The organism is Rhodanobacter sp. 7MK24 (assembly GCF_014842995.1).
Classification (GTDB): domain Bacteria; phylum Pseudomonadota; class Gammaproteobacteria; order Xanthomonadales; family Rhodanobacteraceae; genus Rhodanobacter_A.
In genome coordinates, this window is sequence record NZ_JACYXL010000001.1 from 650305 (window position 1) to 672488 (window position 22184).

General features: G+C 64.8%; 14 protein-coding genes, 2 tRNA genes and 1 pseudogene. 4 read left to right on the forward strand and 13 right to left on the reverse strand.

Annotated elements, in window-relative coordinates; genetic code table 11:
• Positions 1-160: 160 nt before the first annotated feature.
• Entirely contained in the window at positions 161-1123 is a 963-nt protein-coding gene (locus tag IHE49_RS02985) for a Dyp-type peroxidase (protein WP_343227529.1), read from the forward strand.
• A gap of 52 nt (positions 1124-1175) precedes the next feature.
• Here IHE49_RS02985 and IHE49_RS02990 read toward each other — a convergent pair.
• Positions 1176-1251 (reverse strand) — tRNA-Ala (locus tag IHE49_RS02990).
• A gap of 57 nt (positions 1252-1308) precedes the next feature.
• Positions 1309-2421 carry an HRDC domain-containing protein gene (locus IHE49_RS02995; protein ID WP_192154755.1) on the reverse strand — a complete coding sequence of 371 codons (1113 nt, stop codon included), beginning with the start codon at positions 2419-2421 and terminating at the stop codon, positions 1309-1311.
• Positions 2422-2518: 97 nt separating this feature from the next.
• Between IHE49_RS02995 and IHE49_RS03000 the strand changes: the two genes are divergently transcribed.
• Both IHE49_RS03000 and IHE49_RS03005 read left to right on the forward strand, forming a co-directional pair.
• Complete coding sequence (locus IHE49_RS03000; RefSeq protein WP_192154760.1) at positions 2519-4447, forward strand: formylglycine-generating enzyme family protein; 1929 nt, start codon at positions 2519-2521, stop codon at positions 4445-4447.
• A 370-nt stretch (positions 4448-4817) separates the two neighbouring features.
• Complete coding sequence (locus tag IHE49_RS03005; protein WP_192154762.1) at positions 4818-5213, forward strand: HU family DNA-binding protein; 396 nt, start codon at positions 4818-4820, stop codon at positions 5211-5213.
• A gap of 596 nt (positions 5214-5809) precedes the next feature.
• On the opposite strand, the gene IHE49_RS03010 is transcribed toward IHE49_RS03005, so the two are convergent.
• From IHE49_RS03010 to IHE49_RS03050, 9 genes and pseudogenes are all read right to left on the reverse strand, one after another.
• The gene (locus IHE49_RS03010; protein WP_192154764.1) at positions 5810-6655 is read right to left on the reverse strand and encodes a sulfotransferase; all 846 of its coding nucleotides are present in this window, start codon (positions 6653-6655) and stop codon (positions 5810-5812) included.
• 68 nt (positions 6656-6723) lie between these two features.
• The gene (locus tag IHE49_RS03015; protein ID WP_192154766.1) at positions 6724-7188 is read right to left on the reverse strand and encodes a GNAT family N-acetyltransferase; all 465 of its coding nucleotides are present in this window, start codon (positions 7186-7188) and stop codon (positions 6724-6726) included.
• A gap of 90 nt (positions 7189-7278) precedes the next feature.
• Positions 7279-8286, reverse strand: a complete 1008-nt coding sequence (locus tag IHE49_RS03020) for a LacI family DNA-binding transcriptional regulator (protein WP_192154768.1) — start codon at positions 8284-8286, stop codon at positions 7279-7281.
• Positions 8287-8302: 16 nt separating this feature from the next.
• Positions 8303-11008, reverse strand: a complete 2706-nt coding sequence (locus tag IHE49_RS03025; protein ID WP_192154770.1) for a glycoside hydrolase family 2 — start codon at positions 11006-11008, stop codon at positions 8303-8305.
• Between the two features lie 4 nt (positions 11009-11012).
• Positions 11013-12401: an APC family permease gene (locus IHE49_RS03030; RefSeq protein WP_192154772.1), complete on the reverse strand. Its 1389-nt coding sequence runs from the start codon at positions 12399-12401 to the stop codon at positions 11013-11015.
• A gap of 314 nt (positions 12402-12715) precedes the next feature.
• On the reverse strand, positions 12716-15922 hold the full coding sequence (locus IHE49_RS03035; protein WP_192154773.1) for a TonB-dependent receptor: 3207 nt from the start codon (positions 15920-15922) through the stop codon (positions 12716-12718).
• 194 nt (positions 15923-16116) lie between these two features.
• Positions 16117-18402, reverse strand: a complete 2286-nt coding sequence (locus IHE49_RS03040; protein ID WP_192154774.1) for a family 20 glycosylhydrolase — start codon at positions 18400-18402, stop codon at positions 16117-16119.
• 38 nt (positions 18403-18440) lie between these two features.
• Complete coding sequence (locus IHE49_RS03045) at positions 18441-19481, reverse strand: glucokinase (RefSeq protein ID WP_343227530.1); 1041 nt, start codon at positions 19479-19481, stop codon at positions 18441-18443.
• 218 nt (positions 19482-19699) lie between these two features.
• Positions 19700-19903 (reverse strand): annotated as a pseudogene (locus tag IHE49_RS03050) (integrase core domain-containing protein); the annotation flags it as partial.
• A gap of 119 nt (positions 19904-20022) precedes the next feature.
• Between IHE49_RS03050 and IHE49_RS03055 the strand changes: the two are divergent.
• Positions 20023-20739, forward strand: coding sequence for a class I SAM-dependent methyltransferase (locus tag IHE49_RS03055; protein ID WP_192154777.1), 717 nt, complete (start codon positions 20023-20025; stop codon positions 20737-20739).
• Positions 20740-21365: 626 nt separating this feature from the next.
• On the opposite strand, the gene IHE49_RS03060 is transcribed toward IHE49_RS03055, so the two are convergent.
• Both IHE49_RS03060 and IHE49_RS03065 read right to left on the reverse strand, forming a co-directional pair.
• Positions 21366-21451, reverse strand: a tRNA-Leu gene (locus IHE49_RS03060).
• A gap of 25 nt (positions 21452-21476) precedes the next feature.
• Positions 21477-22058 (reverse strand): cysteine dioxygenase family protein, encoded by a 582-nt coding sequence (locus IHE49_RS03065; protein WP_192155430.1) that lies wholly within the window; start codon positions 22056-22058, stop codon positions 21477-21479.
• Positions 22059-22184 lie beyond the last annotated feature (126 nt).

Consider the following 22184-nt stretch of genomic DNA (forward strand, 5'->3'; position numbering starts at 1 on the left):
GCCTGCTGCTCGCTAGACCACCTTCCGGGTGTACTCGCGAGGTCCGGCATGCGCCGGGATGGCGGGCAGAATCGGGCTTCCTGGCAAGATGCATTGAACGGCACCGGATCTCATGGCCGGTTCGCGGCCTCGTTTCCAACACACCCCAAGGACCATCGACGTGCGCTACGCCAATTCCCAGCCCGTGACCGGCAAGCTCACGCAGTCCGCCATTTTCCTGGTGATGACCCTGAAGGCGGGGGCTGAGCATGACGCGGCGGTCAAAGGACTCTGCGCCGACCTGTCCTCGCTGTTGCGTGCGGTCGGGTTTCGCGCCCAGGAAGGGTGCCTGTCGTGCATCATGGGGTTCGGCTCGGAGGCCTGGGATCGGCTGTTCGGAAAGCCCAGGCCTGCGGAACTGCATCCGTTCCGCGAGATCCGCGGGGTCCACCACGCCGTTTCCACGCCGGGCGACCTGCTGTTCCATATCCGCGCCAACCGGATGGATCAGTGCTTCGAGATGGCCAGCGCCATCATGGATCGGATCGGCGGCGCCGCGACCGTGGTCGACGAGGTGCACGGCTTCAAGTATTTCGACGAACGCGACCTGCTGGGCTTTGTCGACGGCACGGAGAATCCGGTCGACCAGGCGGCCGTGGACGCAACAATCATCGGCGACGAGGATCCGGGCTTTGCAGGCGGCTGCTACGTGATCACGCAGAAGTACCTGCACGACATGCAAGCCTGGAACGCATTGCCGGTCGAGTACCAGGAGGGCGTGATAGGCCGCAAGAAGCTGTCCGACATCGAGCTGCCGGAGCATGCCAAGCAGCGCTATGCGCACAATGTGCTGACCAACATCGAAGAGAACGGACAGCAGCTGCAGATCGTGCGGGCGAACATGCCGTTCGGCGAGATCGGCAAGGGCGAGTTCGGCACGTATTTCATCGGCTACGCGCGCTCGCCGACTCGCATCGAGCGCATGCTCGAGAACATGTTCGTGGGCCTTCCTCCCGGCAATTACGACCGGTTGCTCGACGTGAGCAGGGCGGTGACCGGCTCGCTGTTCTTCATCCCGGCCGCGGCCTTCCTGGACGATGTGTCCGACGACGCGCCGGCCGGTGCGGCAGGCGGCGCGAACTAGGCTGGGCCCAGCGTCATAAAAAATGCCGCCCGGAGGCGGCATTTTTGTTTCTTGGTGGAGCCAGGGAGGATCGAACTCCCGACCTCGTCATTGCGAACGACGCGCTCTCCCAGCTGAGCTATGGCCCCGAAAGGGAAGGCGAATAATAGCCACTCGGATTGGGGCGGGCAAGCCTCGCGGCCCGCTCAACCGGGCAGCAGGGCGGGCAGGCGTTCGCGCAGTACCTGGCCGCGCCAGCCGTCGAGGAAGTCCGGCCATTCGGCGGTGACCACGTATTCCTCCAGCACCTTGCGCGGACAGAGCAGTCCTGCAGGCAGCTCGAGTTCGGCGGCGCGTTCGTCGACCAGGGTCTTCATCGCACCCAGCGCCTTCTTCGCTTCGCCTTGCGGATGGGCGGGTATCGGCTGGGTGGTGGCGACTTCTTCCGCTTCGAGCGGTTCGCGGAGCAAGGCGAACAGTTCGCTGCGCTGGGCGCTGCGCAGGGCGCGCTGGCCGCGTCCGCGCTGTTCGAGTTCGGCGAGGCTGGCGGGTGGTTGCTGGGCGAGGCTCATGGCAAGCGCATCGTCGAGCAGCCACGGTCGCGGGCGGTCCAGCGTGCGTGCGCTGCGGTCGCGCCACAGCAGGACCCGGCGCAACAGGGTCTGCTGTTCCGGCGACCACTCGGCCGCGCCGCGCAATGCCCGCTGCGGTTGCGGGTCGCCGTCACGGTGGCTGGCGCGGCGCTTCAGGCGTTCGCAGTCCTCGGCGAACCAGTCGCTGCGTTCGCGCTGGCGCAGTCGTTCGGCGAGCTGGGCATGGATGGATTCGAGGTACACCACGTCCAGCGTGGCATAGCTGCGCTGCGAGGCGGTGAGCGGGCGCTGCATCCAGTCCGAGCGCGTCTCGCCCTTGTCCAGTTCGTCGCCGCAGAGTTCCGCGACCAGCGCGCGGTAGCTGATGCCCAGCCCCATGCCGACGAAGGCGGCGGCGATCTGGGTGTCAAACAGCACGCGCGGACCGTCGGGCAGCATCGGCGCCAGCGTCTCCAGGTCCTCGCCGGCGCTGTGCATCACGGTCACGGCGTCGCCGTTGCCCAGCCTGGGCCGCAGCGCATCGTCGATCGCGAAGGCTAGTGGATCGACCAGGGCGTGGCGACCACGGCAACCCAACTGCAACAGGGCCAGCTGCGGATGGAAGCTGTCGCGACGCATGAATTCGGTGTCCAGGCCGACCACCGCCTCCGTCGGCACGTCGTCCAGCCAGGCTTGCAGCGTGGCGCGGTCGGCGATCCAGTCGGCGGTGGCATTGGGCAGGGACATGTTTTCCTCGAAATCGCAGGGCGCGGATTGCCCCGCCATCGGTCGTGGCATAAGGTGGGCGGACGACGATAGCAGGCCGATCCGGGAACGCCTAAACATGCCGAGCAACAGCATGCTGCAACGCCAACGTACGCTGGGCGGCGTGTTCGGCATATTCGTGTTGGCTTTCGGGCTGGGGTACCACTTCTTTCCGGGTCTGTTCCACGCCGAGCCGGTCGAGGTCGTGCGAAAGGTCGTGCCGATGCTGCCGGTGCTGCCCGGGCACACCGCGGCGGTGGACGAGCTGGCCGACGACCAGTTGAACGCCGGACCGCCGATCACTCTCGCGCCTACCGAGGTGATCGCTGCGCGGCTGAAGCACGAGCACACGAAGTTGCCAAGGCAGTTGACGGCCGATACGCCGCAGGTGCGCGCATTGCTGAATCGCGCCGACAAGGCGCTTGCCGCCGGCCATCTGATGGGCGACCCGGACAGCGCTGCCGCGCTCTTCCTGCAGGCGGCGAAGGACAAGCCCGACAGTCGCCGCGCCGCGCAGGGCGTGATCGAGGTGCGCTCGCGGCTGGTGGCGCAGATCGAGCGCGACATCGCGCTGGGCAATGCCGAGGATGCGGGCGACGGATTGGCGACGCTGCAGCAATTGCCCGACAGCATGGACGACGCGTCGCGTCTCGCGGCTGCGCTCAAGACGCTCACCGAAGTGCGTCCGCTGCTGGCGAAGGCGGCGGGCTTGCTGCAACAGGGCAAGGCGGACCAGCCGGTCGGTCGCAGCGCGCTGGACATCTACCGGCAGGTGCAGCGGCTCGATCCGCAGAATGCGGTGGCGGAGCAGGGCGTCCTCGACGTGCAGCACGCCGTGCTGGATCGCGCGCTGGCCGCGGTGGCGCAGAACGACTTCACCAGCGCCGACAAGGTGCTGGCCGAGGCACAGCTGATCCATCCCGGTTCGCAGCAACTGCACGACGTGCGCCAGCGCGTGGACGACATGCGCACGTCGCGTGCGCGTGCCGTACTGGACCAGGCGCGCTCCGCGCTGGATGCAGGCAACCTCCCGATGGCGGCGCAGCTTGCCGCACAAGCGCGTGCAGTGAGCCCGCAACTGGCCGACCTCGCCGCGTTCGACCAGCAACTGCTCAACGCGCAGCTCTACGACAACCACAAACCGGGCCAGGTGTTCAGCGACCGCTACGTCGACGTGACGGGGCAGTCGCCGGCGATGGTGGTGGTCCCCACCGGCAGCTTCCTGATGGGGGCGACCAGCGATGGCGGCGCGGCGGAACAGCCGCAGCACAAGGTCAACATCGCCCAGGGCTTCGCGATGTCGCGCAGCGCGATCACCGTAGGCCAGTACCGCGAATTCGTCAGGTTGAGCGGTTACGTGCCGGACTCGGTGAAGCGCGGTGGCGCCAGCGTGTACGACGAACGCAGCGGCACCATGCACGACGACAGCAACGCCAACTGGCAGGACGACTACGCTGGCAACAAGGCGGCCGACAACCTGCCGGTGGTCAACATCTCCTGGGGCGATGCCAAGGCCTACGCCGACTGGCTGAGCAAGCGCACCGGCAAGACCTACCACCTGCCCAGCGAAGCCGAATTCGCCTATGCGCTGCGCGGCGGCACCACCACGCGCTACTGGTGGGGCGACGGCACGCCCAAGGGCAAGCTGGAGAACCTCACCGGTTCGCGCGACCGCTCGCCCAGCGGCCGGCGCTGGAACAACGCGTTCCGCGACTACGGCGACGGCTACTGGGGGCCGGCGCCGGTGATGAGTTTCGCGCCCAATCCGTTCGGCCTGTACGACATGGGCGGCAACGTTTCCGAATGGACGGCCGACTGCTGGCACGACAACTACATCCGCGCGCCCCTCGATGGCGGCGCATGGCTCAACCCCGGCTGCAGCGTGCGCGTGCTTCGTGGCGGATCGTGGGGAAGCTCGCCCGACCAGGCGCGCTCGGAATGGCGGCAAGCTGCCGACGCCGGCCTGCGCAGCGGGCGCATCGGTTTCCGCATAGTGCGCGACCTGTAAACAAGAGCCTGCTTACCGTCTCTGCATGGCCTGCGTTGCCTTGCCGTGGCCGTCAGGTGGTGGTGCATGGCCAGCGCCTGACTGGCTGGCAGGCCAAGCCGCGCGCTGCCGCATGGCGGCCACGGCAAGGCAATCCGAAGGGCCGGGTCTGTTTGCCCGCATGCCGGCGTCATCACTCAATCGTGGACGGACGTCCACTCCTTCGTTCTTCCTTGTCCTGCGCGCAAACAGCTGCCGGCGCGGGTCATGCAGAGGCGGCAAACAAACTCTGATGCGCCGCAACTACACCAAACACCTAAATTTCGCGTAGATTGTGCAGGCCGAATGGCCGTCGCCTCGTTGGAGGCGGTGCCCCAATCACCATAGATGGATGCCCATGGCTACCAAGACCACTGCCAAGAAAGCCCCCGCCAAGGCCGCCAAGCCGGCGCCGAAGGCTCCCGCCGCCGTCAAGCCGATCAGCGATTCGCTGAGCAAGTCCGGCCTGATCGCCCACATCGCCCAGCACGCTGGCGTCGAAGCCAAGCACGTCAAGGCCGTGCTCGCCTCGCTGGAGCACGTCGTGCTCGGCTCGCTGCACAAGAAGGGCGTCGGCCAGTTCACCCTGCCGGGCCTGTTCAAGGTCAACGCGGTGAAGGTGCCGGCCAAGCCGAAGCGCACCGGCATCAACCCCTTCACCAAGCAGGAACAGGTGTTCGCCGCCAAGCCGGCCACCGTGAAGGTGAAGGTGCGCCCGCTGAAGAAGCTGAAGGACGCTGCGCTCTAAGCGCTGCCACCACGCCGCCCGCGATGCGGGTGGTGCGGTTCCGGATACGACAAAGGCCGCGCAAGCGGCCTTTGTTTTTCGTGGCAATGGCATGCCATGGAGCCTGTTCACATGCCACGCATAACCGGCACCGATAGCTGTTTGCGTGCAGGCCAAGACAGCAGGTCTGGCTCCTGGTCGCTGGATGACCAGCTTCGCTGTTGTAGAGCTCCTCCGGCCTGCGCCGGAATGACGAGCAAGAAATGCAGAGCGAAGTGCCGCAGGCTCCCGCCCTCGGTTTCCGGATACGGCGCGGTGTGGCCGTCCCGCCAATCGCGTAGGCGGGAGTAGTTCCCAACTCCTCGATACAGCCTGCTTGTAATTCCGGCGGATTGAACCAGGCCGTTTCTCTGGGCTACTTCTCCTTACTCCGGGCATCCTGCCCTCCGCCCTTCGGGCCAGCTCCGCTGTTCGCCACCGCTCCTGCGGTGGCGTGGGCCAGCAAAGAGAACTAGCCCGGGCGCCGGCAGGCGACCGAAACCGCTCTGTCACTTGCGACAACGCAAAACATCTCCCCGCAAATGGAAGCAGGCGGATTCAAAGCCGCGAACAGCCCCCTACACGATGGGCACCTGGTTGACGTTGTTCTTCGGATCCATCCAGAACGCCTCGTTCGCGAAGCGGCCGAAGATTTCGCGCGGCAGGATGGGCTGGTGTTCGACCGCCTCCACTTTGCGGCGCACGGTGTGCAGGCCGGGCATGCCCACGCGGGCATCGAACTCGTCCGCGTGGTATTCGACGTTGTCGAAATCGTGTTCGAACCAGGGTTCGTCGAGGAAGCGGTAGATCGCGCGCATCGCCGTGGCCGGGTCGCGTACAAGGTTTTCGTAGGTCAGCAGCAGCAGATGATCCTGCGCGTGCTGGCCGTAGAAGGCGTCCTTGGTGGCCTGATAGGCGAAGCCCACCATGCCGCGCGGGTCGGTCAGCGCCTCGATGCGCGAATAGACGGTGGTGTTGGTGTCGAAGCGGAACACCTTGCTGACGCTGACCGGCTGCCTGCGCACCAGCCGTTCCATGCTGTCCAGCACCCATGCCAGCTGGCGCACGCAGGCGATCACCTTCACGCCGGGGAACAAGGTATCGAGCAACTGCATGCGGCTGCACCACAGACGACTGGTGTCGAACACCACGCCGGCGTCCGCCTGCACGGAATAGAAGTTCTCCACCAGCCCGCGCTGCAGCGCCACGCGCTGCTCGTCGGAAACGTCGAACGAGAAATCGTTCTTGCTGCTCGCCTCGGCGATCACCACGCCCATGATGTCGGCCAGCGGGCTGGTCATGCCGGCGCGGAAGCGCGGGTTCTGGTTGAGGATGGCGGCCAGCAGCGTGGTGCCGGAACGCGGCAGGCCCGAGATGAAGTGGAACTTCCGTGGCGGCTTGCTGGCGTCAGGTGCGGTGGACATGCCGGTGGCTTCCTCTTGATGGCTTGAATCGACCGATAGGTGTCGGCCCGTCCGGGTGGAAGGAAGGGTCAGGCCTGTCCAATCGTTCTTGTGAAAAACACGCTGAAGTCGTTGGGAGAATAATCACCAAATGGCCCGCTGCGTACAAAGCCGGCCTGCGCGTACAGCGTATGCGCCGGGACGAAGGCCGCCGTGGAGCCTGTTTCCAGGCTCACCCTTGAATAGCCTCTGCGTCCGGCCTCGGCCAGGATGGCATCAAGGATTTTCCGGGCCACGCCTTTGCGCAAATGTCCTGCGGCGGTGCGCATGGATTTCACTTCGCCATGCGTGGCATCGAGTTCCTTCATGGCGCCGCAACCCAGAAGTTCCGCTTCGTCCCAGGCGGTCCAGAACATAACCTCCGGCACCTTCAGTCTGGACAGATCCAGCGCAAACACGTTTTCGGGAGGGGAATGGGCATGCATGCCGGCCAGATGTTCCCGAAGAAGGGCATGAACCTCCGGATGGGTCAAATCATCTACGACGACTTTCACGTCATGCTCCGCTTGACCATGCCTGACTGAAGCGGTCGGCCGCGGCAAGGTGCCCGGCTTGGGTGACCCGGTGGATGCTACGCGGGCCGTTCAAGGCGCGGGCGCCGTCGAGGCGCGGATGCGCATTTCGTAGCCGACCTCGACCATCGTGGCGTCGCCCTTGCCCTGCACGCGCAACAGCAGTTCCTCGGTGGCGCGTCTGCCCATTTCGCGCACGGGCTGGTGGATGGTGGTCAGCGGCGGCCATACCTGGGTGGCGATGTTGGTGTCGTCGAAGCCGCAGATGGAGATTTCGCCGGGCACGGAAACGCCGGCTTCGGCGGCGGCCCAGATCGCGCCGGTGGCCATGTCGTCGTCGGCCGCGAAGATGGCGGTGGGTCGCTGCTTCAGCGCCAGCAGTTGACGTGCGGCCGCCACGCCCGATTCGAAGGAGAACTCGCCCTGCACCATGTACTTCGGGTTTTCTTTCAGGCCGGCGCGCTGCATGCCGTCGCGGAAGCCGGCGAGGCGCCAGACGCCGCCGCCGTGCTTGGGGTCGCCGATGATGTGCGCGATGCGGCGATGGCCCAGCGCCACCAGGTGCGCCACCATCGCCGCGGCGGCCTCGCGCTCGCGCAGCATCACGCCGATGCAGTCCTTGGGGTGGAGCGGGGCGATCGAGGCAAACGGCAGGTCGTGCCTGCGCAGGTGGTCCAGCAGTTGCGGATGGTCCGTGATGGGCGGCGTGAGGATCAGGCCGTCGGGCCGGTGCCGCGACAGGATGTCCTCGACGCGCTCCACCAGGTCCGGTGACGTCGAGACCAGCGGCTGCACCATCATGCTGTAGTGCTGCGCCTCGCAGGCCTCCAGCACGCCGGCCTGCACTTCCATGATGTAGCTGGGCGAGAGGTTGTCGTAAAGCAGGCCGATCATGAAAGAGCGGTTGGTCGCCAGGCTGCGCGCCGAAGTGAGCGGACGGTAGTTGAGCTCCGCCATGGCGGCCAACACGCGTTCGCGCACGGCGTCGCGCACGTTCGGCTCGTTGTTGAGCACCCGCGACACGGTTTTCTTCGAGGTACCTGAAGCCCGGGCGACATCGTTGATGGTCACGCGCGACATGGGGTGCTGTCCGTATTCAATGCGTGGTTTCCTGCGCAGCAGCCGGGATGCTTCGGGTTGGAACGTTCCAGCCGCTCACTTCGACGACCGGGCCTGCGGTCCCCTGTGCTGCGTAGCGTGCGGTCAGCACGACGGATTCGCCGGGCCACAGCGTAACGTCATTGTCGTTCCACACGACCGGCAGCGCGAGAGCGCCGTGCGCGCCGCGCCGGATAGACACGTGCTGGAACAGCGCCACGGCCGCGGAAGACGCGGGCACCGACAGCGTGACCGTGGTGACCTCTTCGTCGCCGTCATGCCGCGTCGTTGCGCGAACTTCGCTCGTTGCGGCCGGCAGGGACTTCAGCGCGGTGAGATCCGCGTACTGCGTCAACGGTGTGAGGTACCAGTTCGAATGGTCCCAGTCGAGCTTGTCCGCCTGGGTGGAAAGCCAATAGACGTTGCGGCTGACGGGCTTGCCGTCGCCCGATGCGAGCCCGAGCTCGACGAAGTAGGTGCGCGACAGACCTGCCATCGCCGGCAGCGTCGCCAGTTGCCGCGTGTGGTTGCCGGCAAGGTCGATGCCCTGCAGGTGCTTCTGGTAACGCACGCTGCCGTCCAGGTTGCGCACGCGGATGTCCGCCTGCAGACCGTGCACATCGTCCAGTGCATGGTTCACCAGCACGATGGCGTTCGAGTCGTAGGAATACTGGATATGCAGTGGCTCGTTGGCCTTCTTCGCGCCGAAGTATGCGCCTGCCGGATTCATGTAGTAGTCGTACAGGTGCCAGTGCAGCGAGGGCCAGGCGTTGTTGAGCATCCAGTAGATCACGCCGGTGGACGGATTGGCCGCATCCATGTGCGCGTTGAATGCCTCGAACTGTGCACGCACATTGTCGTAGTTGTCGAGCTGGGCCTTGGCGACGTAGTCGGCGAGATCGGTGGGCGCGCCGTAACGGTGTGCGAGGGCATTGTCGAACGGCGTCAGCACCGCGAACGGCGACCACGCGGCGGAGGCGTGGTATTGCCGCAGCTCCGGGTATTTCCACAGCGCTTCCTGTTCCTGCGGTGACAACATGCGTTGCAGGTCTTCCAGCCGAGGAATGGTGGCGCCGGCACTGACCTCGGAGGCGAAGCCGAACGCGCCGCCCAGCTTGTCAGCGTACCAGTAGGCGGGCGGAATCCAGTCGTAGGGACCGGCCATCTTCATGCCGGAAGGGCCGGTTTCGGCAGTCCCCTGATCGGAGGCGGCAGCGACGATCGGCAACGCCCAGTCTGCAGCGCGCAGGGTATCGACGTACATCTTCGCGATGGCCGGCGGCGGTGCGTTGTCGCTGCCGATCAGGAAGCCGATCACCGAGGGATGGTTGCGCAGCAGGCGCGCTTCACTGGCCATCGAGTCCTCGGCCACCTTTTCGTCGGCGGCGTCCCAGGGCGCGCCGCCGGTCTTGGCGGCGGACTCCCATTTGTCGCAGCACTCCCAGCCCGCGAGTATCAGGATGCCGTCGCGGTCGGCGAGGTCGTAGAAATGCTGGTCCTCCAGCTTGCCTTCGCTGCGGATGGTATTGAGGCCCAGATCGAGCACGTAGCGGAACTCGGCTTCCATGCGCGCCGGATCGCTGCGCAGGAACATGTCCGGCGCCCAGCCCGCGCCGCGGATCAGCAGCGGCTGGCCATTGACGAAGAACTGGCGGTAGCCCTGTTTGGTGAGGCTGGAGCGCACGCTGCGTATGCCGAACGTTGCGTCGGCCTTGTCGGAGGTTGCGCCATCGACTGCTGCAGTCATGTCGAGCCGGTACAGCGGGTGTCCGCCCATGCCGACCGGCCACCAGATCCTTGGATGGTCCAGTGCAAGACCGGCATTCGTCTTGGGCGAGAACGAAACCACCTGCATCTGCCCGGGGGCGAGATGGATGGTCTGCTGCAGCGCAATGCCCGCCACGGTGCCGGTGATCGTCGCGTCGTGCGCCGCCGTGTCGAGGTTCCTCGCTTCCACCTTCACGGTCAGGTCGGCATGCGAGAGATCGGGCGACAGCGACGGGATCACCTGCGGCCAGCGCAGCTCGACCGGGCCGGTCTGCACGATGTCCACGCCGCGCCACGGGCCCATGTTGTTGTCCGGCGGCGTGGGGTTCCAGTCCACCCAGCTCGTCGTCAGCGCCATTCGCGGGTCGGCCGGATGTACGTCGAGGGCGACGGTGTTGTCGCCTGCATGCGTCCACCGCGTCACGTCGATTTCGTGGACGGGGTAGGCGCCGGCGACGGCGGCATGGTCGGCAACCAGATGGCCGTTCAACCACACATCGGCGCTGGCGATGATGCCGCTGCTGCGCAGCAGGGTGTGCAAGCCTTTTGCGCTTGCCGGCAGCACGAATTCGCCGCGATACCACCATGGAGTCACGAACAGGGTGCCGCTGGAGTCGGGCACCTGCACCGTACCCAGGTTGTCGCTGTGGAACACGTCTTTGTACGTGCCGTTTTCCAGCAGCCCGGCCATGACGGTGGCGCGCCCGCTGACCGGGTACCAGCCCTTGGTGGGGAAACCGCTCGAGGAGATTTCGGCGCCGCCTTGCTGCGCCTTCGCGCTGTCCTGGATCAGCCAGTGGCCGATGGCGGTGCTGGTGCCGGCGCCGCCGGCCAGTTGTGCGGTGGCATAGGTCGCCTGGGCATGGGCGGGCGCGGCGGATGCCGCCATGGCCAATGCAGTCACCGTGCAGAGTGCGTGCTTGAATGGGGTTCGCATGGCGTCAGGGTTTCCCGAGATAGGCTTCGTGTATTTCGACAGGTGCGAACGGCCACGACCGGTTGGCCCTGGCCCAGATCGCGAACACCACGAGTCCGGCGAATATCCACACGCCGGACAGGATCAGCGACAAGGTGGACGCTGACACGTACACGTAGATCCAGCCCAGCAGCGCGATCGCGCAGGGCACGGGATAAAGCCACTGCTTGTACGGGCGCTCGAGCGTCGGCTGGCGCTTGCGCAACACCACCAGCGCAGCGATCTGCGCCACCGACTGCACGATGACGGTCGCGGCCAACAACATGTTGATGACTTCGGTGAGGTCGAAGAACGTGCCGATGGCCGTCGCCACGCCCATCGTCAGCAATGCCACATGCGGAAAGCCGTGCCTGGCATGCAGGCGGCTGAACACGGACAGGAAAACCTTGTCCTGCGCGGCCTGGAACGGCACGCGCGAGCCGCCCAGCAGGCCGGTGAATACCGAGGCGAATGCGGTCACGATGATGAGCAAGGTCATCACGGCCGCGGCCAGGTGTCCCCAACTGCGCTCCACTACCAGCGAAGCCACGGACTTGGACTGGGCGATTTCCTGCCATGGCGCCACGCCGAGCACGCTGATGTTGAGGGCGAGGTAGACGACCATCATCGCGATCACCGAGACGATGATGGAGCCGGGCATGGTGCGTCCCGGGTTGCGCAACTCGTCGCCGATGTAGGCGGTGGTGTTGTAGCCGAGGTAGTCGTAGATGCCGATGACCAGTCCCGCGCCCAGCCCCATGAAGAACTTGCCGCCGAACATGCCGGCCGGATAGGTGAAGGCGTAGCTCGCGTTGAAGTGCGAAAAGCCCGCTGCCGCCACGCCGATAACGGACACCAGCATGATGACCCACAGCGCGATGGTGATCGCGCGCACCGATTCGATGCGCCGGTACAGCATCCAGGTGACAAGGCCGGTCGCCACCAGTCCGATGAGGTGCACCGGCCACCAGCCAAGACCGGGGAAGAAGAATTCGAGGTACTCCACCATCCCGATGATGCCGGTGGACATCAGCAGGGGAATCGCCAGCAGCATCGTCCAGATGAACAGGAAGGGCATCAGTTTGCCGGTGCGGTACTGGAACGCTTCGCGCAGGTAGACATAGGTGCCGCCGGAGCCCGGCATCGCCGCACCGAGCTCGGCCCAGACCAGACCGTCGGCCATGGCCAGGATGGCGCCAGCGATCCAGCCGATCACCGCCTGCGGGCCGCCCATCGCGGCGACCATGATGGGGATGGTGATGAACGGCCCGATGCCGCACATCTGGGTCATGTTGATCGCGGTGCCCGAGAACAGGCCGATGGAGCGATGGAAGCCGTTGTCGCGAACGGGCTGTGGCGCGCTGGAATCTTGCATGGTGGCCTTGGTGTTTTGCGCGATGAGTTGTTCTGCTTTTTGCTCGTCATCCCTGCGAAAGCTGGGATCCAGTGTCTATGATTGCTTGAATGCAAAGGCGCTGGATGATTCGCTTCGCTCACCCCTTCGGGGCCAGCCTTCGGCTGTTCAACGCCCGCAAGGCGGCCTTTTGTCCTGCTTGCGCAGGAATGACGAACAAGAAGCCGAATGCTTAGGCAAGTCCGAACCCTCTCTCCCAGCCCCTCTCCCGCAAGCGGGAGAGGGGAGGAAGACCACGAGCAGCGAGGGGGGACTGCTCGGGAGAACCACTCAAATCACCACTGGCCGCGTATGCCCAGCATGACCATGCGCTCGGAGTACTGGGAGTGCGAGGCCTGATCGGGCCATACGAGGTAATACTTCTGGTACTCGTTGGTGAGGTTGGTGCCGTCGAGGAAGATCGTGGCGTACTTGTTGAGCTTGTACGACACCGATGCGTCCAGATACTTTTGCGGCGCTTCGTACATTTCCAGGCCGGTGATGTTGCCCACGTCCTCCTCCACCGCACGGCGCGAGCGATAGTTGTAGGCAAGGCGCGCTTCGAAGCGGTTGTCCTGATACCACACGATGAAGTTGCCGGACTTGGTGGAGTTGTCCTGGAACGGAATTTTCGCGCCGGACAAATCCCGCAGGCCCGTGTTGCTGGGCGCGTAGGTGGCGTTCACCTCGATACCCGTCTTGGACAGGATGCCGGGCAGGAAGGTGAAGCCCTGGCGGTAGTCGTACTCCGCGCCCTGGATGCTGTTGCCGCTGCCTTGTACGGGTTCCTGGATCGTAATGCAGTGGTCGCGCACCACGCCGTCCTCGTCCGGGTAGCCGCAGTTGGTCACGTTGCCGTTGACGATGAAGCTCTCCATGTTGATGCGGAACAGCGCGAGGCTCATCATGCTGGTGGGGTTCATGTACCACTCAAGCGATGCGCCATAGTTGGTGGAGCGCCACGGGTTGAGGTTCGGGTTGCCCGCAGACTGCCCGCTGGAGACGCGATAGAGCGGCCCCTGCGGCGTTTCCATCAGCGAGTAGTTCAACTGCAAGCCGCCGGACCACTGGCTCAGATCCAGCGGCATCATGTTCTTGGAGTAGGCGAGGCGGAACTTCAGGGTGTCGGTGATATCCAGCGAGAAATTGGCCGAGGGCAGCACGTCCTGGTAGCTGCGGTCGGTGATGGACGTGCCGTTGGGGGCCGACACGTCGCCATAGGCGCCGGGATCGCCGACGAGGTGCTGTGTCACGTTGAGGTCGGTGTGGATCATGCGCACGCCGACGTTGCCGCTGTACGGCATGTCGCCGATGGTTCCGCTGAAATCGCCTTGCATGTAGCCGGTCAACTCGCGCAGGCCCACGCCCCATGTGGTGCTGGGGTCGTCCGCGATGACGGTGTCTGGGTAGAGCGACTTCCAGTATGAAATGGGGTTGATCAGCGCATTGGGATTGACCGCCCAGTAGTTGATGCCGGAGCCGAGCAGGTTGGTGTATTCCTTCCAGTTGCTCGACAGCGGCGCGGCCGTGTTCGGCATCGAGATCGCGGACAGCGGTCCCGCGCGGTAGTAACCCTCGGCGTTGCCAGCGGTGCACGAGCCGGTGTTCATCACCACATCGGCGCCGACGTAGCGCACCAGGCAGCCGTTCGGGTCGCTGGCGCCCATGCCGGCATACACCGGCGTCTCCAGTGTCCAGCCGAGGTTGTTGGCGCTGCGGACGCTGTCGCGCAGGCCGAACTCGAGCTGGATGCCGTCCTGGAAATCGTACTTGCCGTCGAAGCGCAGTGCGTTGAGGCTCACCTGGCGGTCGTAGTCGCCGGAGGACTCAATCGTCTTCATCGTCCAGCCGGCCGGGTTGGCGAAATCGTTGACCATCGTCTGCGGCATGCTGATGGTGAGGTAGCGGCCGCCGAAGTTGGCGATGATCGGAATGGTGTTCTGCGGTATGCCGTTGGCGTTGAACACGCGGTCGCCGCCGAGTTGCGACGGATAGATCATCGTGGTGCCCGGCGTGGTGCTGCCGTCGCTCAGCACGTTGGGCCACAGGCCGCCGTCGGAATCGGAAATGTTGAGATCGGTTTCCACGTTCGACTGGAACGCCGTGTCGTGCACGCCGCGCAGGCCGAAGGTGAACGAGCCGCCGTTGTCGTAGTCCAGCTGCAGGTTGAAGTTCTTTGCGTTCGAGCTTTTCTGCGTGATCTGCGAGAACGACTCGACGTCGCCGGGCCACTTCTCGTACACCTGCGTGGTGTACAGCTGCGAGCCCTGCCAGCCCGGTTGCGGCGTGCCGTAGGCGCCGAGCGCGGGACTGCCGGTATTGCGCGACTGCAGCGGCACGTAGGTCGCGCCCTGCCAGTCGGTGGAGTTGAACTGGATGCCAGCGTTGGTATCCCACTCGCGCTGCTGCGAATAGAAGAAATCGCTGGTCAGGCTGAAGCCGTTGCCGAGGTCCGCCTGGAACGACACGTTGCCGGACTTGCGCTTGCGCTGGGTGATGGTGTCGTAGAGGCCGATGTTCTGGCTGCCCATGAACACACCGTTGGACTTGCCGTCGCCGTTGACGTCCACGCTGCCGTCGGCGTTCTGGTGTATCTGCGAGGGAATGGGGGCGCCGTTCCACGAGGTCAGGAAGCCGCCGTAGCCGCCTGCACTGGTGGCGTTCTCGCCGTTCAGCACCACGCCGTACTGGTCGAGGCCTTCGGTGGAGTTTTCGCGCGTGGTGTTGGAGAAGTCGGCGGAGACCAGCAGGCCCCACTTGCCGTCGTCGTTGTACGAGATCAGACCGTTGGCCTCGGGGCCCCAGCGGTCAGTGGTACTGCCGCGCTCGCCGTTGGTGGAGTAGCTGTAGGTGAAGCCGCTGGGCAGGTCCCAGGGGCGGTAGGTGTGCAGGTCGACCGCGCCGCTGATGCCGCCGTCGGTCTCGTTGGCCGTGGTCGACTTGACCACGTCCACGCCGTGGAACAGCGTGGAAGGCAGCATGGTGAAGTCGGGCTGCTGCGAGTCGATCTGGTCCGCCGTGATGAACACCTCGCCGTTCAACATCGTGCCGACCTGCGGCAAGCCGCGTACAGAGACTGACGTGCCTACGCCGGCATCGCGGTCGATCTGCACGCCGGTGACGCGTTGCAGGGAGTCGGTGATGGTGGTGTCGGGCAGGGCGCCGATGTTCTCCGCCGTGATGCTGTCCTGGATGTTCGGCGCTTCGCGCTTCACATCGATCGCGCGTTCCTGCGAGGCGCGCACGCCGGAGACGTTCACGGTGGCCAGCGTGACCGCATTCTTTTCCGCGGTCGTGGCTTTGTCCTTGGTATTGGCTTTCTTGGCGTTGGCCGATGAAGCCGCTGACGTCGTTGGTGCAGTTTGCGCTGCGGTGGTCTGCGTTGCCTGGCCATCCGCCTGGACATCGGCGAACGGTGTCGCGGCGGCCGACGTCGACACGACGGCGAACAGCGACATGGTGATGGCAAATGACAGGGGATGCTTGTGATGTACGGTGGACATGGGCCTTAACCTCAGTTGTTGATGCCTGTCGAACCTCAGGTGCTCCGCGGTATTCCGATACGCGTGTAATCCGGCGGCGTCAGCGATTCCGTGTGTCGTCGTGATGCAGCCTCTCGATCTCCCAGGCCATGGCTTCGCGGGCCATTGCCGTTCCCTCCGGTGTCACTGCGCGGGGCATGCGCCCCGCGTTCCGCCTATTTCGAAAACGCCATTCGCGCCAACGCCCACTGGCCATCCCGCGGATCGCCCGTAGCGAAGATGCACAAGTCGCGGACGCCGGTGCCCATGGGCAACGCTACGTCTGCATCGAGATGGATCTGCCCCGTGGTCCCTGCCGCATGTGCCAACGGCAGGCTGGCAAGCAGCGGTCCCGAGCAGCTGCCGGCGTGGATTTCGAACTCGCCGGCGGTACTGGCCTTGTGGCGCACGACTGCATCCTTGGCCTCGTCGCCGAAGCGCCATGCCATGCGCTCGACGGTCAAGACGACGTGCCCGATGCCATCCAGCGAAGCCTGCGGCCACAGCCAGCACGCGTTGCCGATATCCACCGCGTAGACCGGTCGCGGCCCCTGCGTGGGGCGGCGGCCATCCAGGCGCGAAGCCGGCTGCCCGGAACAGGTCGCGAGCGCGCTGCTGTCGCGGGCCAGCAGGGTTGTTTCGTCCAGCGCCTGTGTGCGCGGTGCGGCGAGCTCGAAGCCGTCCGGCGCGAACGTCGCCGCCTTCAGGCTGGTCTTGCCGGGCAGCGTCAGCGGTCGGACATACGGTGCGGAGCGGTTGGTAGGTGCGGAGCCATCCGTGGTGTAACGAATCGTGCCGAAACCAGTCTGGTTGGACAGTTCGACCTGGAACGTGCCGCTGGTCGCGGCGGCCACATGGAAGGCCGGGGCGAACGCACTGTCCGCGTAGTCGATGCCCAGTGCGCGGTAGCGTGCGAGTTCGGCCGGCATGCGTTGCAGGAAGCCGTTCCAGTCGTGCGCGCCCGCAGGCGACCAGCCGAGTTCCGAGAGCGCCGTAATGCGCGGGAACACCGCATGCTGGTCATGCGCGAAGGTCGCCATCTGCTCGGTCCACAGACCGGCCTGCACACCGATGATGCGCTGGGCTTCGCCTGCGCCCGCACCGTGCGGGATGACCGCTGTGTCATAGGCCTGGCGCAGCGTTGCCGCAGGAGGCGGACCCGCCCATTCATCGGGCAGGTCGGACTGGTAGTGGTCGAAGTACAGCGACTCCTGCGGCGTCATCACCACGTCGTGGCCTTGCCTGATCGCTTGCAGCGCCACGCGTTCGTCGTCGTCGCCGTGCCACGACATCACCACTTGCGAGGCCGGCAGCGTCGCGCCGGCGACCAGTTCGTCGTCCCAGCCGACCGGTGTGCGGCCGTTCTTCACGAGATGGTCGGCGAGCTGGCCGATGAACCAGCCTTGCAGCTGGTCCATGTTCGACAGCCCCAGCCTGTGCATCTGCGCGCGCACTTCGGACGATGCGTTCCATTGCTGCTTGTCGGCCTCGTCGCCGCCGAGCGAGATGTACTTCGACGGGAACAGCCGCATCACTTCGTCGAGCACGTCGTCGACGAAGCGCAAGGTTTTTTCGTTGGGATTGAGCAGCCACGGGCTGACGCCCCATTCAGTCCATACGGCCGGACGCTGGCCGGTGACGCCCAGCCAGGGGTAGGCGGCGATGGCTGCCTGCGAATGCCCGGGGAGGTCGATTTCTGGCACCACGTCCACGAAGCGCTCGCCGGCATAACGCACGATGTCGCGCACCTCGGCTTCGGTGTAGTAGCCGCAATAGGGTTTGTCGGCGGAGCCCGTCAGTTCGGCATCGAGTCCAACCGCCTTGCGGCAGGCGCCGACTTTCGTGAGCTCGGGATACTTGGGAATCTCGAGGCGCCAGCCCTGATCTTCGGTCACGTGCCAGAGCAGCACGTTGAGCTTGCTGAGCGACATCCAGTCGATCAGCTTCTTGATGTCGGCGGTGCCCTGATAATGCCGTCCCGAGTCGAGCAGCAAGGCGCGCCAGGCGAAACGTGGCTGGTCGTCGATGATCCCATCCGCGACGTCGGCCGGCGCGCCGCGCGTCCAGCCGGGCGGTGTCAGCAATTGCCACAGGGTGACGCTGCCGTAAAAGATGCCGCGTGGCGTGCGCGCGATGACTCGGATGCCTTGATCGTTCACCGCGATGCGATAACCGGCATCGCCCGCGGCATCGGCATGCGGATCCACCTCGAAGGTGATCGCTGGATGCGCGCCGGCCGTCGTCGCCATGCGCAGACGTAACCCGCGGGTATTGGCGACCAGCTGCATGAAGCGATCTGCGATGGGTTGCAGATCGGCGCCGTGTACTGCGACCTCGGCGCCGTCAGCGATTTTGAACGAGCCGGCCGCTGCCGGCTGCATCCGGGCCGGCAGCGGCATCAGCGACCACGCGGGCGTCGCGGGCACGGCAACGGCGACGCCGGTGGTCGCCAGCCAGGTCATGGCCATGTACCGGAAAAGCCTGGATGGCGCGACGTGGTTCATGCGACCCGCTCGCTTGCCATGGCGTTGCCCGAGGCATTGCGTCGCAGATACCAGCGCGCCGCACCCAGCACGCCGTGGCGACCGTGCTCCGTCACCCATACCGGTACCTGCGAGAGCAACGCATGTGCGCTGCGTCCATGCAGGAAGCGTTCTTCAAAGGCACTGTGCGCGAGCAGCTCGAACATGGAGGAAAGGAAGCCGCCGGCCAGGTACACGCCGCCGGTAGCCATGAAGGCCAGTGCAAGGTTCCCGGCAAGACTGCCCAGCGACGCACAGAAGATTTCCACGGCTTCCGCGGCACGCGCATCGCTGCAGGCGGACGCTGCGGCGGTGACGGCTTCGGGCGTGGTGTGTTTCGGGGATTCCCCGCACAAGGCGCACAGGGCCTCGTAAGTGGTCAGCAGGCCGGGGCCCGAGACGATACGTTCGAACTCCACATAACCGCCGTTCGGGGCGAGGTGCGCGAGGATTTCGCGCTCGCGAATCGAGTTCGGCGCGAAATCCATCTGCCCGGCTTCGGTGGTCACCACCAAGCCACCATTGGGACCGGGTATGCGCGCCGCGGCGCCAAGGCCCGTGCCAGGGCCGATCACCAGGCTGGGGCCATGCCCATGCGTGCCCGGCCCGCAGAGATGGCGGCCGCCGCGGGCCAGGCCGCCGTCGAGGGCGTAGCCCAGTGCCTCGAAATCGTTGAGTACGGCGACATCTTCCAGGGCCAGCACCTGGCGCAATTCCGACAGGCGGATAGGCCAGGCGAGGTTGTCGTTCGCGACCTCGTCGCCCATGGGTTGCCCCGCGCAAGCCAGCACGCAGTGCTTCACGGGGGCTTGCTCGGCATCGATGAAGGCGCGCAGCAGTTCCGACAGATTCGGGTAATCCGCACACACGAACTTCCGATAGGCGAGCGTCTCGGCCCCGTGGCTTTCGCCGTGTGCGGCGCGCATCAGCGCAACACGTGCATGCGTGCCGCCGATGTCGGCGGCCAGAAACGGCGTCGTCGGTATTCCCGCCAGTCGATCCGGATGGTCGATTGCCACGTCCAGCGCGCTCCCCCGCAATGGATTCGCCATCAGCTTGAAATGTTTCTGACACCGGTGTCAAGCGGTGGCGCAACATGGGCGGAATTGCCCCTGAGAAGGGCGGCTTCACGGATCAGGCGTGCGCGAGAGGTTTGCTGGCAGGCAACTCCGGGCACAGAAAAGCCCGCAAATACGTGGGCTTCTGGACTTTTCGTGTGGCGTCCTCGTTTTCCGAGTCATTCGGAAGTAGAGGTGGGCGACGATGCCATGGCATAGGCGACGGGCGAGAGTCCCGTGAGTGCACGACGGGGTCGTTGATGGTTGCAGTGACGACGCCAGTCCTCGGTCATGCGCCGAACATCGTGCAGGCTGGTGAAGACGTAACGATCCCGTACCTCGATACGGAAGGTCCGGTTGAAGCGTTCAATGTAGGCGCTGCGGGTGGCGACTGAAACGAAGAGGCTTGGGCATTTGCCGCCCCGACCGACTGGAGATCTCATCCCGTAAAAGTGCGCCTCATGCCATACTGTTCTTTCGTGAAACATGGAAGGGACGGCGGATGGGACTGTTTGGTCGGAAAAAAGCGACGGATGCGGAAAGCCTTGGCCTCGGGTTGCCGCCTGGTGGCGACCATTATCGTGCCTTCGTGGGGCCGCCCGAGGACTATGATCTCGTGTCCGCAATGACCTTCAACTTGCTGACCTGCCTTGGGCTTCGTCAGCATCATCGCGTGCTTGATGTGGGTTGCGGATCACTTCGCATCGGTCGACTGCTTATTCCCTACCTCAACGCCGAAAACTACACAGGCGTTGAGCCGAATGAATGGCTGATCCAAGGTGGTATCACCCAAGAGCTTGGCAAAGATCAAGTCGCCATCAAGCGCCCGACTTTCCACATTTCCGATAACGCGCGTGATCTCCCTGCTGATGCGAAGTTCAATTTCGCGTTCGCGCAATCCATCTTCAGCCACTGTGGGCCTGATCTCTTTTCGCAATGGCTGCATGAGATTTCCGAACGTCTTGCCGATGACGGTGTGCTCGCGGGCACCTATCTGATTGCCGAGGAAGACTGTGCACTGTCCGGTTGGATTTATCCCGGCTGTGTGTACTACCGCGCCGAGACGGTCGCACGCATGGCGGAAGAAGCTGGGCTGAAGTTCATGGTGCTGGATTGGAGGCATCCGCGACAGACATGGGCGCTTTTCAGCAAACCTGGTTTCGATGTTTCGTGGATCAGAGCCGGGCAAGTTTCTTGGAATGATCTGATGTCGCGTTGAACGCGCGATGTGCTGCACTTCAGCATCAACGACGGCGAGGCGTGAGCGCGCCCGCTCACACTGAATTCGCCCGAGCTATAAGGCCATCGTTCGATGGCCGTCAGCTGCAGCCGACGCGCGTGAGTCAGGCGCGGGCCGATGAATGAGCGCTGGCGCTCCCCCTGCTTCAATCACTGAGCGGATTACGTCGGTCACGGCCAAAGCTCCTTTGGCTCATGACCGTGCGCGACCATAGTCATCGTTGGCCACTTGAGCCTGTCCCCTGGGGTTTGGCATAACCGCAAACCCAGCGCTTCACCTGGGCAAAACTCGTGACATAGTCGGGGCCTAGATGCTCCGGTGCTTTCCCCGGGCGGAAAAAGGATCTCCCGCTCGTGCCTACTGCCGTTGAGCCTGCAAAAGGGTCGAGCGGCATAAAGCGACCTTGACTCAGGTGTCGTCGTCGATCCGGTGAAAGCGCTCCACGATGATCGTGGCGAAAAGGATCGCTGAGCATCAGGCAACGGCAGTTTACGCCGGGCGCCTAAGTTTACAGACGCCGCTCAGTCGCTGGGGCGCCTCGAATTGCGGATCAAAAAAGCCTCCTGTTGGAGGCTTTTGTATTCTTAACTTTTTGATTTCTCACATGGTACCGGTGATAGGACTCGAACCTACACACTGTCGCCAGTAGCGGATTTTGAGTCCGCCGCGTCTACCATTCCGCCACACCGGCATGTGAGCAGCGCATTATGCCGGGATCAGTGCACCGGGTCGAGGCCCAGCTGGCGTTCGCAGCGTTCGTAGCCATTGTTGCCGGACAGCGGCTGGAATACGGCGCAGTGGGTCATGTTGCCCGAGTAGATGTGCAGGCTGACAGCGATGTCGTGGTCGCTGGGATTGCGAATGGTGTGGTACTCGTGCGGCGGGATCAGGCTGCCGGCGGAGCCGGGGCCGGCCTGCACGGAACCGACGGGCTGGAAGCGACAATGGCCCTCGGCATCGTCCATCCGCTCGTACTGCACCACGTCCAGTGCGCCGCGCCACACGCCTTCCACGCACCACATGCCGGCGTGGTCGTGGATCGGCGTGCCCTGGCCCGGGCCCCAGGTCATCGCCACCACGCAGTAGCCGTGGTCGTCGCTGCGGTACAGCTCGCGGCGCGCATAGCGGCCTTCGGCGGTTTCCAGCACGCATTCGGGCAGCTGGATTTCGTTGCCGCGGATCAGTTTGCACAGGCTGTTGCGCAGGCTGTCGGTGATCGCGGGTGTGCTGGCCTGGATGACAGCCGTATCGATGGCGTCGATCAGCTGGCGACAGCCGGGAAATTCGGTGGTGAGCATGGTGACTCCACGCGTGGCGTGAAACGGTTCGGTCATTATAGATTCGATGGTCGGTAATGACGAATGGTCATGAGCGGCCCAACTGCATCGGGGTGTTCAGGAACGGACGCGGGAATGTCGCAATGC